Here is an 18,357-nt window from a genome sequence, read left to right as displayed (position 1 = left end):
TAAATTAAATGTCAAAAAAGAAAAAAAGGAAACCAAGTCATAATAAGATTTCCAACCTAACAAATACAATTCTAAGTATTTTAAAAAAAGATAGAAACCAAACTTTTAATTATAAACAAATAGCGGCTAAACTTGGTGTCAATGATGCTAGTAGCCGTAACCAGATTATAAAAACATTAGCCAAACTTGCTGCTAAGCAGGAAATAGAACAAGTAGATCGCGGTAAGTATAAGATTGTTAATACTACAGAATACCATACCGGAATTTTTGATGCTGCACAACGTGGCAATGGTTATGTTATATGTGATGATTTTGAAGATGATATTTATATCGCATCAAACAATGTTAATAAAGCATTAAATGGCGATGAGGTAGAGTTGTATGTTTATAAACGTAGAAAACGTGGTAAGCTAGAAGGCGAAATAACGAATATTATACAACGTGCTAAGACAGAGTATGTAGGGATTATTCAAATACAACCTAACAAAAACTTTGCTTTTGTAGTGGTAGATGGTAATAAAATGAAGACAGATATTTTTGTGCCAATCAATAAAACAAAGAGAGCGGAAGACGGAGATAAAGTCTTAGTATCTATGGAAGATTGGCCAGAAAAAGCCGATTCTCCTAACGGAAAAGTATTAAAAGTACTAGGAAAGGCTGGAGAGCATAATACTGAAATTCATGCGATTTTAGCAGATTATGGTTTACCATACGAGTTTCCGCGCGAAGTAGAAGAGTATGCAAACAATATTGATTTAGAAATTAAAGCTGAAGAAATAGCCAAACGTCGTGATATGCGTAAAGATTTAACCTTTACCATTGATCCTAAAGATGCTAAAGATTTTGATGATGCTTTATCATTTACTGTTTTAGAAAATGGTAATTATGAAGTTGGTGTTCATATTGCAGATGTCTCACACTATTTAAAAGAAGGTACAGTATTAGACGATGAAGCTTACGAGCGTGCAACCTCTGTGTATTTAGTAGATCGCGTTGTACCAATGCTACCAGAAATATTAAGTAATGGAGCTTGTTCATTAAGACCACATGAAGAAAAGTATACCTTTTCTGCAGTATTTGAATTAAATGATAAAGCCGAGATTAAAAACGAATGGTTTGGTCGCACGGTAACCTATAGTGATGCACGTTTTGCTTATGAAGAAGCACAAGCTATTATAGATAATAAAACGAATACAATTCCTGCTGAAGTTTCTTTAACGGGAAAAGAATACAAAACAGACCAAGCCATTGCAGATGCTACTTTAAAGCTAGATGAACTTGCAAAAATTATGCGTAGAAAACGTATGAGCTCTGGCGCAATTTCTTTTGATAAAGTTGAGGTTAAATTCAATTTAGATGAAGCAGCAAATCCGGTTGGCGTATTCTTTAAAACTAGTAAAGATGCTAATAAATTAATTGAAGAATTTATGTTATTAGCAAACCGTAAGGTTTCAGAGTTTATAGGAAAGCAAAAACCAGAAAAAACATTTGTATATCGTGTGCATGATGAACCAGATGAAAGTAAACTAGCAGCTTTACAAGGTGTTGTTTCTAATTTTGGACATAAATTAAATTTTAAAGACAGAAAAAGTGTCTCTCAATCTTTAAATAAATTATTAAGTGATGTTCAAGGAAAAAAAGAACAAAACTTAGTCGATACTTTAGCAATACGCACCATGTCTAAGGCAGAGTATACCACCAATAATATAGGGCATTATGGTTTAGCTTTTGATTACTATAGTCACTTTACGTCTCCTATTCGTCGTTATCCAGATGTAATGGCACATCGTTTATTACAACAGTATTTAGATGGTGAAAAATCTGCAAATGCAGAGGTTTATCAAGAGCGTTGTAAACACTCTAGTAATATGGAATATTTAGCAACAAAAGCTGAAAGAGATTCTATAAAGTACATGCAAATTCGTTTTATGCAAGACCATCAAGACGAAGAGTTTTTGGGTGTTATTTCTGGTGTTACAGATTGGGGTATTTATGTAGAAATCATTTCTAATAAATGCGAAGGTATGGTAAGAACACGCGATATAAAAGACGATTATTATGAGTTTGACCAAGATCAATTTGCATTAGTTGGTAAAGAAACTAAAAACATGTATCAGCTTGGAGATGAGGTTATTGTTAAGGTAAAGCAAGCAGATTTAGTAAAGCGTCACTTAGATTTTGATTTGGTTGGTAAAGCAGAAAAATAATAAGGAAATTTCTTAACTTGTAACACATTCCTAGATTAATCTACAAATAACCAAAGTTATGAAACCGCATTGCTCAAATTGTCAATCTGAAAAACTTATTCCTAATGTGAAAATTATTGATTTCACACATATGAATATAAAATCTAATTTAAAATTAGAAATAGTAGAAACATCAGATAATCAATTTAAAGTCTCTAAAACCGAGTCTATTATTGGTAATATTTGTGGCGAATGTGGACATGTAGATTTACACGTAGATAACTTTCAAGCGCTTTGGGAATTTTACTTAAAAAATAAAAAATAAGATTATGGTATTAACCACAACAAATAATATAGAAGGTTTTAGAATAATTGAATATAAAGGTCTAGTGACTGGTTTGGCAATAAATGAACAAAAATTAGCAGCGGGTTTTAGTGTCACTAAGTATTATAAGGCTGTTAAGGAAAGTATTGCTATTGTAAAAGAAGAAGCGTTCCAAGATTTAGCCGTAAATGCAAAAAAATTAAATGCTAATGCTGTTGTTGGTGTAAAAGTAGAACTAGAATTAACAGCGAGTAATTATGCTATAGTCTCTGTTACTGGTACCGCTGTAAGTGTTGCAACAGATAAGTAATACTTAAATAAATAAAAGAGATTTAAAGCTTCAGTTTTACTGAGGCTTTTTAATTTTATACTGTCTCTTTAAAATGTAACAAAACAATAAAACAAGCAACTAATAATAAAACAAAAAAATGGTACTAACTACAACAAACTCAATTGAAGGCTTTAGAATAATAGAATATAAAGGTATTGTTACAGGTATATCTTATAATTCGGGTTATTCACATAAAGGGAGAAAAATGTCTTTTAAAGATATGTTTAATATGAAAAAATATTATGAAGCCTATGAAGCAGGATTACAGAGTATAAAAGAAGAAGCTTTTCAGAAGTTATGTGATAATGCTAAAGCATTAAATGCTAATGCAGTTGTTGGTATTAAGGTAGATATTGAGCCATTATCGCAATCTGCAACATTAATAATATCTGTGACAGGAACAGCAGTAAGTGTTGCAACAGATAAATAGTTATTAAATACATTAAATAGAAGCTTCAATTTATATTGAGGCTTTTATTTTTTAGTTCTATTTCATGAGTAATCTACATTAAATAGCAATTTCTTTACTTTAAAGGGATTATTTCTTTACTTTGTATTAAACCCTTATTATAAATATGTTTGACGATATTTTAGCAGGTATCCCATTTGGTATAATTCTCGCATTTACCATTGGTCCCGTTTTTTTTGTGCTTCTAGAAACTGGAGCAACAAAAGGGTTTCGTAGTGCATTAATATTTGATATTGGTGTAATATTGGCAGATATTGTTTTTATTCTTTTAGCTTACTATAGTACAAACAATCTTTTAGAAAAAGTAAAAGATGACCCAAGTTTCTTAATATTTGGTGGTGTTTTATTAATTGTTTACGGCGTAATTTCATTTGTTAAAACCTCTAAGTCTTTTAGATCAATTGTTAAAGAATACCATAAAGTAGAGATACAAAAAGATTACTGGAAACTGTTTATAAAAGGTTTTTTACTAAACTTTATAAACATTGGTGTTTTAATAGGCTGGTTAGGTTTTATTGTTATTGGAAACTCTATTACAACCTCTAAAAATGGAGTTGTAGTTTTTATTGTTGCCATGCTAGTAAGCTATTTTGTAACAGATATTATTAAGATATTAGCAGCAAAACGTTTAAGAAACAAACTTACTCCCAGACGTATTTTTAAAACAAAAAAAATAGTCGCATTATTTATTTTAATTTTTGGAATCTTTTTACTCACTCAAGGTTTATTTCCTGAAACCTATCAAAAAAACAAAGATAAGTTAGAGCAAATGAATCCAATAAAAAAGAAAAATTAAGCAATGCCAAAAACTCAATATTATGTTTATGTTGTTGAGTTGTCTAAAAAAGTATTTACCGAAAATGCTAAATTTAGAGCTGCAAATCCACAATTTAATGGTGTTTTAGAGTGTTTATATGTTGGTATGACTAGTAAGACACCAAAAGAGCGTTTTTTACAACACAAAACGGGATATAGAAATAAAAAGGGTTATAAGTTATCTTCTAACATAGTTGAGAAATATGGCTCTTATTTAAGACCAAGTCTATACAATCATCTAAACCCAATATCATCAAGGGCAGAAGCATTAAAGATCGAAGAACAGTTAGCCTTGTATCTTAGACGACAACGTTATGCTGTTTGGTTTAATTAGCAATAAAAAAACCTTCAAGACATATTCTTGAAGGTTTTTAAGCAATTTATTTAATAGACTAACTCTCTTCTTCTCCAATACCTTCACCTTGAGTTGTAACAGAACCTGTACTTGAGTTTCCGTATACTGGTGTTTCATTTCTTAAAATATCAATAACTCTGGCAAAATTTTCAGCTGTCATATAAGGTGTTTCTTCTCTTACTCCTTTAAAGTTTGTAAAGTAAAATTTACCTAGATCTATTTTTGGATCCCAAACTGCTTGATAGCTTTTTAATTTTGTCCAACCCGTTGTTCCTTGTGCGTAATGTGGCATGATTTTAAATTTTTTAATTAAATATAAATTGGTTTTAATGCAAAACTAATATGGAACAGTATTGTTTTATATAGGGTATTCCCTGTTTTACAAAGGGTGTTTTCCTGTTTTATTAAAATTATAAATAAAAAAGATAAAAAGTTGAGGTTTTTTAGAAGTGTTGTGTATTAAAAACAAAAAGAGTTATTTAATAAACGTAACTCTTTTCTACATGAGATATAAAGCAATCACTCGAACCGCAGTATTTTTCTTATAAACATTAGAAATAAAAAACCTTCAACATATCGCTGAAGGTTTCTTGAGGTGTCGAGCGGATTCGAACCGCTGTAGATGGTGTTGCAGACCACTGCCTAGCCACTCGGCCACGACACCCTTAATAGGACAGCAAATATAAAAATATTTACCGTTTTACGCTACCTCTCTTAGATTTTTCTTTTTTCAGTCATTTCTATAGTCACCATTTCAACATCGCCTCCTATTGGAGGATTAATTTTACTTACAGCTACTGTAGCTACCGTAACTAATTTATCTTCAGTAAAAATACGATCTAAAATACGTTTGGCGACATGCTCTAAAAGAGCGCTTGGCGTTGCCATTTCTTCAACAACAATTTTATTTAAAAGTACATAATCCACAGTATCACTTAAAGCATCAGAATTGGCGCTTTTTTGCAAATCGGCTTTAACTTTTAAATCTACACGATAATCACTTCCTATTTTAGTTTCCTCTTTAAGGCATCCGTGATACGCGTATACGCGTATATTTTCAACTTTTATAATTCCCAATACAATATAATTTAAAGACAAAGGTATTTAAAAAAAGAATGTATTTTTATAAAAAAAAGAATATTGGATTTAGAGTTTTATTTCTTGACATTTTTAGAATTATTGTCTGGTTTTTCAGCAATTATGATTGGGTTTTTATTTTTAACAGTTAAATCAAAAAATCAAATAGCTAACATATTCATGGCTCTTTTTATGTGGAGCTTGGCGTGGATTATTTTAAGCAATATGCTTATAGACTTTGTTGAAGAGAATATACTTGATTTCCCTCATTTTATTGATTTTGATGTGATATTATTAATTATTCCATCTTTATTTATTTATATAATAATTACAATAAATAAGTCTTTTAATGTCTGGTTTCTATTATTGTTTTTACCAGGTATTATATTTAATATTTTTCACTTTGAAGAAGATAGCATTCTAGATATAATATCGGCATTATTATTTCCTCTTATTAACTTACCACTAATGATAATTGCCTATCGAATTTTAATTAAGCACAAAATGAAAGTAGCTAATTATTATTCTGAACTAGAGTACAAAACAATGTCTTGGATTAAGAGCATTATTATAACAGTTTTAATCTTACATTTTTTTATACTCTTTAGTGAAGTTGCCGAAAGCTTAAATGAGATATTGGGAGATTTATTTATGTATTTAGAAGTTTTTACAGTATTATTTATTGTCTATTGGGTTGGTTATAATGGTTTTTTTCAAGCTCAGCTATTTAGCGAAAGTGGTTCTAAAGAGAATTTACTTCAAGAATTAGTATCTAAAGAAAAGGAAACTCAAAAAGAATTGGCTATAGATACAGAAGTACAAAAAAGATTTGAAGATATAAGATTAAAAATAAAAACTGAAAAACTGTTTCAAAATCCAAGTTTAAATTTAAGAACTCTTGCAATAGGTATAGGTATCAAAGAAAAAGAACTATCTAAATTAATTAATCAATGTTCTGAAACTAACTTCTACCAATTTATAAATCATTTTCGGGTAGAAGAATTTAAAAACCTTATTGCTTCTCCTAAAGCAAAACAAATGTCTATACTCGGTTTAGCTCAAGAAGCAGGATTCTCTTCAAAATCAACCTTTTACTCGGCTTTTAAAACCTTAGAAGGCATGACGCCCAAACAGTACGAATTATCTCTTAATAAGTCCGAATAGACGCCATCCGGATATACTCTCATCAATTTTAATATGTAGCTAGCGTTCTTTTGTAAATAAGCAAAATAAACGCAAATGAGAAACCAATTTTTATCACTTCTCTTTTTTTCTTTCACACTTACTTTATATGCTCAAGATTATATAATAAGTGGGACAATAGAAGACATTGGAACAGGAGAAACACTTTTAGGAGCAACTATTTATTCAAAAGAAACAGGAAAAGGAGCTGTTACAAATGAATATGGTTTTTTCTCTTTATTACTACCAGCAGGTCAGCACACTATAATTGTATCCTATGTTGGTTATCAAGAGTATGAGCAAGACATGAATATGACTAAAAACCAAAAGCTCAAAATTCAATTAACTGTAGATAACGAATTAGAAGAAGTTGTTATTACTACAACTAAAAACACAAAAAGTCAAACCAAACAGGTTATTATGGGCTCTATAAATTTAAAACCCAAAGATATTAAACAAATACCCGCTTTATTGGGAGAGCCAGATATAACAAGGGCAATATTAACACAACCAGGAGTGTCTTCTGTAGGTGAAGGTACATCTGGTTTTAATGTTAGAGGTGGTAATATTGATCAAAATTTAATTCTTTTAGATGAAGCTCCAATTTATAACTCATCTCATGTTTGGGGGTTCTTTTCTATTTTTAATGCAGACGCTATTAAAGATGTACAATTGTATAAAGGAGGTATTCCTGCACGGTTTGGAGGCAGAGCATCTTCTGTTTTAGACATACGTCAGCGAGAAGGTAATACTAAACAATTTAAAGGCGAAGGAGGTTTAGGATTATTATTTTCAAGATTAACACTGGAAGGACCTATAAAAAAAGATAAGCTTAGTTTTCTTGTTTCTGGACGACGTTCGTATTTTGATTTGTTTTTTCCTTTAATAAAAAGTATTAAAGGTAACAAAGTATATTTCTATGATTTAAATGCGAAACTGTCTTGGAACATTAATGAAAACAATAAACTTTTTGCTTCTGGCTATTTTGGAGCAGATGTTATGAAGTTAAAATTCACAGACGAACCAGATGAAGATTCTGAAAACGTAAACCAAACAAGTACAAGTGAAACCGTAAATTTTCAATGGAAAAATGCTACCGCAACATTACGTTGGAATCACATTTTTTCAGAGCAATTATTTATGAATCTTTCTGGGATTTATAGTCAATATAATTATGCTTTATCATCTGAGAATAGTGGTGGTGGACCGACAGGAAATACAGCAAGTAGTTTTACTTGGAAATCTGCCGTTGAGAACTGGATTTTAAAGCCAGACTTTACATTTTATCAGAATGCAGATACTAAAATTCGATTTGGAATAAACAATACACTTTATAGGTTTACACCAGCAAAAGTAACAGGTAATGATCTGGGCGTTAATACTATTAATTTTGGCACAGAAAAGGGGTTAGAAATAGCACCATATATGTCTTATGAAAGAAAATGGAATAAGTTTTCTATTAATGCTGGACTTCGTTATTCTTGGTTTGGAAATATTGGCCCTTATAAAGTTTCTTTCTATAATGAAAACTTACCTCAAACAGTTAGTTCTATAACAGGGTCTAAAGAATACAAAAAAGGAGATGTTATAAAGTCTTACGGTAACTTTGAACCTAGACTAGCTTTAAAATATGATCTTTCAAATAGAAAAGCGATAAAACTGGGTTACAATAGAATGTTCCAATACATTCATTTAATTTCTAATACTAATGCCGCTTTACCTTTTGATATATGGAAACCAGCAGGATATCATATTAAACCATTAGAGGTTAACCAAATTTCTGCAGGCTATGCCTATGATACTGAAAACAAAAAATATAACTTTTCTATAGACGGTTATTATAAAACGTTTAAAAATCAATTAGAATATAAAAATGGAGCAGATTTGTTTTTAAACGAAAATTTAGAAACACAATTATTACCTTCTAAAGGTTATTCGTATGGTATTGAACTTGGCGCTTTTAAGACTAAAGGAAGATTAACAGGAAATGTAAATTATACCTATTCTGTTACTAAAAGAAAAACGACAAGTCGTTTCGCTTCAGAAAATTTAAACAATGGAAATGATTATCCTTCAAATTTTGATAGACCACACATATTTAATTTAACTACTAATTATAAGTTAAACAAAAAATGGAGTACAGGTGCTTTTTTTACATATCAAACAGGAAGACCAACAACATATGCCACTGGTAAGTTTGAGTTAGATGGTAATCAATATTTTACATATTCAGATAGAAACGCATACCGCTTAAAAGATACACACAGGTTAGACATATCATTTACTTACACTCCAGAACAAAAAGCAGATAAAAAATGGAAAAGTAATTGGGTTTTTGGAGTTTACAATGTGTATAGTCGTAAAAATGCATTTTCAGTGTATTCGAGCTTGCGAAATAATCAATTAAAAACGTTTCAATATTCTATAATTGGGGCGCCAATACCTTTTGTAACATATAATTTTAAATTTTAAAAAGATGGTATTAAAATCTAAAAAAACTCTATCGACGCTATTAATATTAATCACCTTGTGTTCTTGTACTAAAGAGATAAGTGTTGACGTAGCTCATGAACCACAAACTGTAATTTTTGGTGAGTTAAATAACCTTAATCAACAAGTTTCTATTAATATTCAACAAACGTTGCCTTTAAATGCTTCAGGAAGCTTTCAAGCAATAAATAATGCGATGGTGTCTTTGTATGAAAAAACTAGTAATGGAACTACTAATTTAGTAACAGATGATTTTTCTGTAAATCAAGGTGTGTATATATCCAATCAAGCAATCTCTACAGTTGTTGGAAATAAATATTGGATAGAAATAGTGTTAACAAATGGGGCAAGATTTAAATCTGAAGAAGAAACGATGCTTCCAGTGGTTCCTATTTCAGAAATAGAAATTGATTCAGAATTTGATGATATTATTAATGTTTCGTTTAATGATCCTGAAGGCGCAATTAATTTTTATAAAGCGTCAGTATCTTTATATAACCAAGGAACATTAGTGTCTACAAACTTTATAGAATCTAATGATGTTGTTTTTGATGGAAATAGTGAAGCATCATTAGGGATCGATTTATTTCAATTTCAAGAAGAAGATGACGAAACTCCTTTACCAGATTATGACGCAATAGAAGTCTTATTAGGTAACATAAATTTTAGCTCTTATCAGTTTTTATTAAATCAACGTTCTCAAATTGAAGCTAACGAAGATGCGGGAGATAGTTCTGGAGGAGATCCAAGTCAATTATTTTCTACGCCACCAGTAAGTTTATTAGGAAATATTACTAATACTACTACAAATAAAACAGCCTTAGGAAACTTTACTGTGATTTCTTTAAGTATTGTAAATCAATGATTTGTTGTTAAAAAAAGTCCAGATAGACGCAGTCGGACTTATCCCTATAAATAAATTTTAAGACTGGTCGTTATTTTGCTATTCCATGTCTATAAAAAGATAGTTTAACTAAAAAAAATAAAATTATGAAACACCTATTTTCAACATTAATGGCTTTATTAACCATAACAGTATTAAGCTGTGCATCGTGCTCAAAAGACGATAGCCCAATAACAAACCCAACAACAACTATTAATCCTGGAAGTGATCCAAACTTTACTATAGTTGCAAACAATGATGGTGTATTATCTAATTTTAATAGAAAGGTTGTCGTTTTTGGAATAGATATCTATGCCGTATCTGGAGTAACAGATACAAATTTACTTCATGCAGCAAACCTTTTAGCTCAGTATCTAGATAATAATGAAGATGGAACTATAGATAACCAAGCAGTAATAGATGCTATGCTAGCTAATAAAGCTTATATGGTTATGTGGGCTAATGAAAGTGATTTAAACAATGCATTTATTGATGGTCGTATAGGTCAAGATTTAGGAAATGATGAAACACACCCTAATTTTGTTGCTAATGGTAGAACGGGAGAATTTGATGCAGCTTTAGAAGAAGTTTGGCATATAGTTACACATGCAGGACATGAAAGTGCATATCCTAACGTTTTTGGAACCCAAATCGGTTCAGCCATGTCTAATGCTATGGACATAGCTAGAGGTGGTCAATTTACTACTATTCCAAATCCATATCCATCTAATGCATGGTATTCATACGATGATCAAACATGCGATTACGAATGCCAGGCTGGAGAATATATTTATTGGGTAATGAGCTCAATGCTAGGTGCACAGGAATTTCGTTTAAATGAAATTGATAATGAATGGACATTAAATACTCCTGCTTTAATACAAAGTGGAGATACTGCTGCGTATGCTTTATTAAGTGATCCCCAATACAAGTTCCCAACAGTATTACCAGATGGAACTTATAGACAATAAAATATAGTTTAAAAGTGTTGTGGGCTGTTACCCGTTTTTTTGAATTGGTTAGCAGCCCAACAACCACAAATGAATACATAAATTACCTTAATAAATCAAAAAATGAAGTTTAGAATAATCGCAATATTAATAATTGCCTTTTTAGGGTGTTCTGAAGCGGATGACACGCCAGACCCAATTATTATAAACCCTGAAACTAATAATACGCTTTTACAAGAAGTAGCAACAGATTTAAATGGTTATAAAATAGCGTTTGGTGACACAGAAAAAATATATATGATGAATCCTAATGGTTCTAATATAGAAGAATTGGCAAATGCAGGACCTATCTCTGGATACGTATCATGGAGTCCCGATGCAAAATATGTTTATTATGCAAGTGCTAAAGGGGCAACAGGAACTGCTTGGGAAGCATGGCGAGTTAATGTACAAACAAAAGAAGAAACTAAAATCTCAAACTTTGATTTAGACGTTCGTTCTTTAGGAGTTTCTCCAGATGGACTAACCTTAGCTCTTTCAGTAATGACTGGAAATTCTAATATTGGAAATAATAATGACAACTTAACTCAGTTTTCAACAAATCTGTATACCGTTCCAATGAGTTTAGTAGAAAATAAAATTGCTGGAGGAAATAAAATTGTAATGTCAGATTTAACAGCCATTCAAAGTTCTCCTAATAACGACCAGTTTTGGTATGAAGAAATAAACTGGAACCACGATATATCTAATCCAACATTAGTTTATACAAAAACGTGGAGGTATGATGAGGACGATGTATCATATACACATGCATATACCATTAAACCAGATGGTAGTGCTAATACATTAATTGCCCAAAATAAAGACCAACCCATTTGGAGTATTGATAACACCAAATTATCATTTTTAGATCTAAGTTATTATCATTTTTCTAATAATAATATACAACAAATAGTGGTTACTGGCATTACAAACGAAGTTTCTGGAGGCGCTATTTCTCCTGTTAATGGAAGCTATATTGTTTTCGAAGTAGGAGATGAAAATAGAAAAGGCGGAATAGCGAAAACAACAGAGAATAGCAATATAGGAATACAACTACCTACTAATAATATAGATGTTTATGAACTTCGCTGGTCACCTGTGCCAGTAAATTAAAAAAGAAATTAAATGAAAAAGTTAAAATTAATTTTACTGTTTACATTAGTATTTAATATTACATCATGCAGTAAAGATGATTCACCAACACTAACAAATAATAATTCAAGAACTCAAGGGATTTTTAAAGTACTTGAAGGAGATGTTATAATAGAAATGAATGGTGTAATAGGAAGTTCTTCTTTAAACGATTTTAATACATTATATACAGCATTCCCTAATATAAATAAGATTAACATAAACCAATGTGATGGTTCTGAAGATGATGAAACCAATCTCTTATTATCAAAACGAGTGCATGATTTGGATATTAATACACATTTACTTGATAATGGATTAATAGCATCTGGAGGCGTTGATTTTTTCTTAGCTGGAATAGAACGCACAAAAGGAGTTAACACACAAATTGGCGTACATTCATGGTCTGATGGAGGTTCCATACAAGCTACCGATTTCCCGGTTGGCCATGCTAATCATCTGCCATATATAAATTATTATGTTTCGGTTGGTTTTACACAACAGCAAGCAGAAGACTTCTATTACTTTACAATTAATGCAGCACCAGCTGAAGGTATTCACTGGATGACTAATCAAGAAATCACTACATATAATATTTTAACTCAATAAACAATTATGAAAAAAGTAATAAGCATATTAATAATAAGTATTTTATTTAGTTGTTCATCATGTAGTAAAGATGATTCTCCAACAACTACACCTTCGGGTTCAGCTAAAACAGAACAGCAAAAAGTATTTCAAGAGTTTTGGGATATTTATGATAGACATTATCCTTTAATGCATAGAAAAAATATTGATTGGCAAACAATTTACGATAGCTACTATCCACAAATAACAAGCACAACTACAGATGCAGAGTTATTTAACCAATTTAATACTATAATGACAACGATTATTAAAGATGGTCATGCAGATGTTATATATAACAATAATCAAGAAGCTGTGTACTCACCAAGTTTTAATGAAAACGTTATAAATATGGTAGAAAATAATACGGCGAGTAAAGTTAACATTGTTTCAAATAGTGCAAATAACCCATATATATCATACGGGACACTAGTAAGTGATTCGAATATAGGATATATTAATTCTAAGAATTTTGAACCTGTTATTGAAAATGATAGCGAATTCAATAATTTTAAAGCTATTGTTGATGAAGCATTAACAGCCTTACAGAGTAAAGTAGGAATTATAATAGACATTAGAACAAATGGTGGAGGTCAAGGGCCTTTTGCTTATTATTTGGCTGGACGTTTTTTTTCTAATAGTACACCAATAGAATTAATAAGACAGCGAATAAAAACAACAACAGGCAGTACTTTATCTTCATTAGGAAATTGGGCAACAGAAGAATTTGAAGGCTATCCAGATACTAGAGTTGAAGGCGGTTACGTTGCAGGAGTTTTTCCAGAAGATAATACTATTAGTGCATCAGGCACTTTTCAATATACAAATAAAGTAGCTGTTTTAACAGCAAAAGGAACAGCAAGTGCAGCTGAATATTTTACAGCAGCTATGAAAACACAATCACATGTAAAAACGATTGGTGAAATTACTTTTGGAATTTTTGCAGGGAGTGATATTTTTACTTTAACCAACGGTAATGGTAAATGGAAAACACGAGTTTCTACTCATGATGTTGAGATAAAATATAATGATATGTTCCAATCATTTGAAGGTGTTGGGATTACTCCAGACGAAATATTACTTCCAACTGAAACTCAAGTTACAAATAGTGAAGATATCCATATAGAAGCAGCCACGAATTATATTTTAAATTAAAACCAGAGAACAAATATCTCGCGGTAAATAAAAATTAATAGTTAAGTGTTTGTATTGTAGAAAATTAGGGTTAATAAAAAATTAATGGTTTATATAATAAACAATAAGTATTATGGATAGAAAAAAATTTTTAAAAACTGGACTTGCAGGCATGGGAACTATAGTTGCTATTCCAACTCTTTTAACATCATGTAGTAATGATGATGACAATAATACAACCGATTCAAATACCTGCTCATCTTCTCCTTCAGAAACAGCTGGGCCGTTTCCAATTATGACACCTGCAGACTTAGTAAGAGAGAATATTATTGGAAATAGAGCAGGAATACCGCTTTTAATTAAATTTACAATTCAAAACACAAACAACAACTGTGCTTCTTTACAAGGTGTTTTTGTAGATATATGGCAATGTGATGCCAAAGGAAATTATTCTGAGTATTCAGGACAATTAGATGGCGATTTTACAAGTGAAGACTTTTTAAGAGGTCGTCAAACTACCGATGCTAATGGAAATGCTTCATTTATTAGTATATACCCAGGATGGTATCCAGGAAGAACACCACATCTTCATGTTGAGGTAAAAAATAGCTCAGGAGGATCTTTATTAATAACTCAAGTGTCATTTCCAGATGATATTTCTAATACAGTATATGCTACAACAGAATATAATGGAGTAGCAGATACTAACAACTCCAATGATGGTATTGTAGAATCTGCGAACCTAGCAGACTCAGTCACAGGAAACATTACAGATGGTTATACTCTTAATAAGATTATTAAAGTAGCAGGATAATAAATTCCACTTTTTTTTAAAGACCTTTCAGTTTTCTATTTGCTAAAAGGTCTTTTTTAATTCGTAAAAAAGTCAAAGATGTTACTTATTGCACTTGTTTTGGTTTTAAAGAATTCTGTATAGGTACATTTTTTACAAGTTACCGATGTAAATTTTTTATTCTGTACATCAAAGATTTTTGAAAATGTTCCTCCTGTAGCTCTCATTTCATCCACATCGTAGGTAGTATTATGACATTTTGGACATTCGTAATTCATAGGTTTATATTTTTAGTTTTAATAATGATAAAAGGTATTTCTATAGTATTAGTGTAAGAAACAGAATCTTTGTTACGTATATAATGGATTTTCACTAATTTTACAGCTTATAATAAATTGATTTAATAGCAATAATCAATAGTATTTTTTATGTCTGAAGAAACAAAATCGCTCAATTTTTTAGAGCACATTATAGAAGAAGATTTAGCAAACGGAATGTCTAACGATAGTTTACGTTTTCGCTTTCCACCAGAACCAAATGGGTATTTACATATTGGTCATACCAAAGCCATTGGTATTAGTTTTGGCTTAGGATTAAAATATAATGCACCGGTAAATCTTCGTTTTGATGATACAAATCCAGCAAAGGAAGAACAAGAATATGTAGATGCTATTAAAAAAGATGTGTCTTGGTTGGGTTATCAATGGGCAGAAGAATGTTACTCTTCAGACTATTTTCAACAATTGTATGATTGGGCCATTCACTTAATAAAAGAAGGGAAAGCTTATGTAGATTCACAAACTAGTGAAGCTATGGCAGAGCAAAAAGGAACACCTACACAACCAGGTGTAGATGGTCCATATAGAAATAGAACTGTAGAAGAAAACCTAGATTTATTCGAAAGAATGAAAGCTGGGGAATTTAACGAAGGAGATCATATTTTACGAGCTAAAATAGATATGCAGCATGTAAATATGCTCATGAGAGATCCTATTATGTATCGTATTTTAAAAAAGCACCACCACCGTACAGCAAATGATTGGTGTATATACCCAATGTACGATTGGACACATGGAGAAAGTGATTATGTTGAACAAATTTCACATTCGTTGTGCTCATTAGAATTTAAACCACATAGAGAACTTTATGATTGGTTTTTAGACCAAGTAGTTGATGCTAATAAATTACGCCCTAAACAACGAGAATTTGCACGATTAAATTTAAGTTACACCATAATGAGTAAACGTAAGTTACTTAAGTTGGTAGAAGACAAAATTGTTTCTGGATGGGACGACCCAAGAATGCCAACCATTTCTGGTTTACGTCGTAGAGGTTACACGCCAGAATCTATTAGAAAATTTGTAGAAACTGTAGGCGTTGCTAAGAGAGAAAATGTTATAGATGTATCGCTTTTAGAATTCTGTATTCGTGAGGATTTAAATAAAAAAGCCAATAGGGTTATGGCTGTTTTAAATCCAGTAAAGCTAGTAATCACAAATTATCCAGAAGATAAAGAAGAATGGTTAGAGGCAGAGAATAATCCAGAAGATGAAAGTGCAGGCTCTAGAAAAATTCCTTTTTCTAGAGCGCTTTATATTGAAAAAGAAGATTTTAAAGAAGAAGCCGGGAATAAGTTTTTTAGATTAAAATTAGGTGGAGAAGTAAGGTTGAAAAACGCCTATATTATAAGAGCAGAGCATGTTGTTAAAGCTACAAATGGAGAAATAATAGAAATACATTGTACCTATTCTGAAGATACTTCTAAAAAAGTTAAAGGCACATTACATTGGGTTTCAATTAAACATGCTTTAAAAGCAGAGGTTAGAGAATACGACCGTTTATTTAGCGATGAATCGCCAGATAGTCATGCAGATAAAGATTTTATGGAATTTATTAACCCAAATTCTTTAAAAACCATAGAAGCTTTTGTTGAACCTAGTTTGGCTAATGCAAATGTAGGAGAGCAATTTCAGTTTCAACGTTTAGGCTATTTTAATGTCGATGAAGATGCTACTCTTGAAAAATTAGTGTTTAATAAAACTGTTGGATTACGAGATTCTTGGGCAAAACAAAAACCTAAGCAACAAAATGGTAATTCTCAAAAACCTCAAAAAACACAACCAGAAAGAAAAGCGATTAGTGTTATTGCTCAATTAGGAAAAAAATACACCAATTTACCAGAAGAAAAGCAATTAAAGGTTAAAGCCGAAATTCAGGAATTAGCAAAAAAAGTGCCTTATGAAGACTTAGAACCTTTATTTGGAACAGCAGCAAAAAAAGCAGGTACACGTATTGCTGTGATGCTAACTTTAGGTGTTTTATTAAAGAATGGTTTAGAGAAAAACGAAGCTATAAATGATTTTATTTCTAAAGCTTCTAATGATAAAAACGAATTATTAGTTACAGAGGCTAAAGCACTCTTATAATATAATAACGTATTTGCTAAGATTGAAATTTATAATCCTCTTGTGTTTTGTTTGTTTTTTTAAAACTAACGGGCAAGAGGATTATCCTATTTTAAAAGAAATAGTAACCGATAAAGCGAATCTTTTTACTAATAACGAATTACTTCAGCTACAGCAAAAACTTACTACTTATGAAAGTGAAACTACACATCAAATAGTAGTATTAACTATTAATGATTTAGGAAACGATACTGTAGAAAATTATGCCTATCGCGTTTTTAATAAAAACAAACTTGGACAAAAAGAGGCAGATAATGGACTTTTAATATTAATAGCTAAAAACAACAGAAAGTTTAGAATAGAAGTAGGAGATGGTTTAACACCTATAATTACTGATGCTTTTGCATCACGAATTATTAGAAATATAATGACACCAGAATTTAAAGATGGTGATTTTTATAAAGGAGTAGATTCTGGAACTTCAGAGGTTATTAAATTAATAGATGATCCAAAATACAGAGATGAATTTACAAATTTAATAGAAGAAGACGGTAAAATACCACTTTGGGGTAAAATACTTTTAATGTTATGTATTGGTTTATTTGTTAGCATATTTGTAGGAGTTGGCGGTATGCTTTTTATAAAAGGATATAAACAATTAATTAATCTTTATATAGGTCTCATTACAGGAAAAGTTAGTGTTTTAATGTTTCCATTATTGTTAATTCAAACAGTAATAATGATGGCCTTCAGTTTACCATTTCTTTTAATGCCTTTAGCACTATTTATAGGTGTTTTTTTACAATTTGTTTTAGGATATGATATAGAAGTTATTGGTAAGTCTATTATTGATTCTGGTTATATAAATTTAACTAATGTTATTATACTTATTGTCTCTGCCTTTATTATTTCGCCAATTATTATTTCATTTTTAACACGATCTAAAAAGCGTTATCAACCCATCAAGCTTTCACTTGCAAAAAGTAACAAGTCATATATGAGTAAGCACTTTTCTTCTGGAGGTGTAAGTTCAGGAAGTTCATCATACTCATCAAGTTCTTCTTCAAGTAGTTTTTCTGGCGGCGGCGGAAGTTCTAGTGGTGGTGGCGCAAGCGGAAGCTGGTAGCTATTGTCTTACAAATTAGAACAATATTTTTTGTA

19 protein-coding genes and 1 tRNA gene are annotated in these 18,357 nt (G+C 31.0%); 16 read left to right on the top strand and 4 right to left on the bottom strand.

The annotated features are described in order from the left end of the window. The first annotated feature begins 8 nt into the window (after positions 1 to 8). From rnr to Q0997_RS01005, 6 genes are all read left to right on the top strand, one after another. A complete protein-coding gene (gene rnr / locus Q0997_RS01030) occupies positions 9 to 2,207 on the top strand; it encodes a ribonuclease R (protein ID WP_299883555.1) in 2,199 nt (732 codons plus the stop codon). 58 nt (positions 2,208 to 2,265) lie between these two features. Beyond that, complete coding sequence (locus Q0997_RS01025; protein ID WP_299883553.1) at positions 2,266 to 2,511, top strand: hypothetical protein; 246 nt, start codon at positions 2,266 to 2,268, stop codon at positions 2,509 to 2,511. 4 nt (positions 2,512 to 2,515) lie between these two features. Further along, on the top strand, positions 2,516 to 2,821 hold the full coding sequence (locus Q0997_RS01020) for a heavy metal-binding domain-containing protein (RefSeq protein WP_299883551.1): 306 nt from the start codon (positions 2,516 to 2,518) through the stop codon (positions 2,819 to 2,821). A 118-nt stretch (positions 2,822 to 2,939) separates the two neighbouring features. Beyond that, positions 2,940 to 3,272 (top strand): heavy metal-binding domain-containing protein, encoded by a 333-nt coding sequence (locus tag Q0997_RS01015; protein ID WP_299883549.1) that lies wholly within the window; start codon positions 2,940 to 2,942, stop codon positions 3,270 to 3,272. 145 nt (positions 3,273 to 3,417) lie between these two features. Next, positions 3,418 to 4,107 carry a LysE family transporter gene (locus tag Q0997_RS01010; RefSeq protein WP_299883547.1) on the top strand — a complete coding sequence of 230 codons (690 nt, stop codon included), beginning with the start codon at positions 3,418 to 3,420 and terminating at the stop codon, positions 4,105 to 4,107. 3 nt (positions 4,108 to 4,110) lie between these two features. Beyond that, positions 4,111 to 4,461 (top strand): ribose-5-phosphate isomerase, encoded by a 351-nt coding sequence (locus Q0997_RS01005; RefSeq protein ID WP_299883545.1) that lies wholly within the window; start codon positions 4,111 to 4,113, stop codon positions 4,459 to 4,461. A gap of 58 nt (positions 4,462 to 4,519) precedes the next feature. On the opposite strand, the gene Q0997_RS01000 is transcribed toward Q0997_RS01005, so the two are convergent. The 3 genes from Q0997_RS01000 to folB all read right to left on the bottom strand — a co-directional run bounded on the left by Q0997_RS01000 (position 4,520) and on the right by folB (position 5,559). Then, positions 4,520 to 4,774, bottom strand: coding sequence for a hypothetical protein (locus tag Q0997_RS01000; RefSeq protein ID WP_299883543.1), 255 nt, complete (start codon positions 4,772 to 4,774; stop codon positions 4,520 to 4,522). Between the two features lie 301 nt (positions 4,775 to 5,075). Further along, positions 5,076 to 5,146, bottom strand: a tRNA-Cys gene (locus Q0997_RS00995). Between the two features lie 50 nt (positions 5,147 to 5,196). After that, on the bottom strand, positions 5,197 to 5,559 hold the full coding sequence (gene folB, locus Q0997_RS00990) for a dihydroneopterin aldolase (protein ID WP_299883541.1): 363 nt from the start codon (positions 5,557 to 5,559) through the stop codon (positions 5,197 to 5,199). A gap of 63 nt (positions 5,560 to 5,622) precedes the next feature. Here folB and Q0997_RS00985 point away from each other — a divergent pair, with 63 nt between their 5' ends. The 8 genes from Q0997_RS00985 (at position 5,623) to Q0997_RS00950 (ending at position 14,812) form a co-directional block, all read left to right on the top strand. Then, positions 5,623 to 6,723, top strand: coding sequence for an AraC family transcriptional regulator (locus Q0997_RS00985; RefSeq protein WP_299883539.1), 1,101 nt, complete (start codon positions 5,623 to 5,625; stop codon positions 6,721 to 6,723). 75 nt (positions 6,724 to 6,798) lie between these two features. Then, entirely contained in the window at positions 6,799 to 9,213 is a 2,415-nt protein-coding gene (locus tag Q0997_RS00980; protein ID WP_299883537.1) for a TonB-dependent receptor, read from the top strand. A 4-nt stretch (positions 9,214 to 9,217) separates the two neighbouring features. Then, entirely contained in the window at positions 9,218 to 10,096 is an 879-nt protein-coding gene (locus tag Q0997_RS00975) for a DUF4249 family protein (protein WP_299883535.1), read from the top strand. 125 nt (positions 10,097 to 10,221) lie between these two features. After that, positions 10,222 to 11,085, top strand: coding sequence for a hypothetical protein (locus Q0997_RS00970; RefSeq protein ID WP_299883533.1), 864 nt, complete (start codon positions 10,222 to 10,224; stop codon positions 11,083 to 11,085). 102 nt (positions 11,086 to 11,187) lie between these two features. Continuing rightward, positions 11,188 to 12,219 carry a hypothetical protein gene (locus Q0997_RS00965; RefSeq protein ID WP_299883531.1) on the top strand — a complete coding sequence of 344 codons (1,032 nt, stop codon included), beginning with the start codon at positions 11,188 to 11,190 and terminating at the stop codon, positions 12,217 to 12,219. A 12-nt stretch (positions 12,220 to 12,231) separates the two neighbouring features. Further along, complete coding sequence (locus tag Q0997_RS00960; RefSeq protein ID WP_299883529.1) at positions 12,232 to 12,846, top strand: hypothetical protein; 615 nt, start codon at positions 12,232 to 12,234, stop codon at positions 12,844 to 12,846. A gap of 6 nt (positions 12,847 to 12,852) precedes the next feature. After that, complete coding sequence (locus Q0997_RS00955; protein WP_299883528.1) at positions 12,853 to 14,019, top strand: S41 family peptidase; 1,167 nt, start codon at positions 12,853 to 12,855, stop codon at positions 14,017 to 14,019. 112 nt (positions 14,020 to 14,131) lie between these two features. Further along, positions 14,132 to 14,812, top strand: a complete 681-nt coding sequence (locus tag Q0997_RS00950; RefSeq protein WP_299883526.1) for an intradiol ring-cleavage dioxygenase — start codon at positions 14,132 to 14,134, stop codon at positions 14,810 to 14,812. A gap of 56 nt (positions 14,813 to 14,868) precedes the next feature. On the opposite strand, the gene Q0997_RS00945 is transcribed toward Q0997_RS00950, so the two are convergent. Further along, positions 14,869 to 15,069 (bottom strand): zinc ribbon domain-containing protein, encoded by a 201-nt coding sequence (locus tag Q0997_RS00945; protein ID WP_299883524.1) that lies wholly within the window; start codon positions 15,067 to 15,069, stop codon positions 14,869 to 14,871. 150 nt (positions 15,070 to 15,219) lie between these two features. On the opposite strand from Q0997_RS00945, the gene Q0997_RS00940 reads away from it, so the two are divergent. Continuing rightward, positions 15,220 to 17,217: a glutamine--tRNA ligase/YqeY domain fusion protein gene (locus Q0997_RS00940; RefSeq protein WP_299883522.1), complete on the top strand. Its 1,998-nt coding sequence runs from the start codon at positions 15,220 to 15,222 to the stop codon at positions 17,215 to 17,217. Between the two features lie 22 nt (positions 17,218 to 17,239). Further along, positions 17,240 to 18,322: a TPM domain-containing protein gene (locus tag Q0997_RS00935; RefSeq protein WP_299883520.1), complete on the top strand. Its 1,083-nt coding sequence runs from the start codon at positions 17,240 to 17,242 to the stop codon at positions 18,320 to 18,322. Positions 18,323 to 18,357: the final 35 nt, after the last annotated feature.

Source organism: uncultured Lacinutrix sp., from assembly GCF_947500325.1.
Classification (GTDB): Bacteria; Bacteroidota; Bacteroidia; order Flavobacteriales; family Flavobacteriaceae; genus Lacinutrix.
This window is presented reverse-complemented; position numbering and strand designations above follow the sequence as displayed.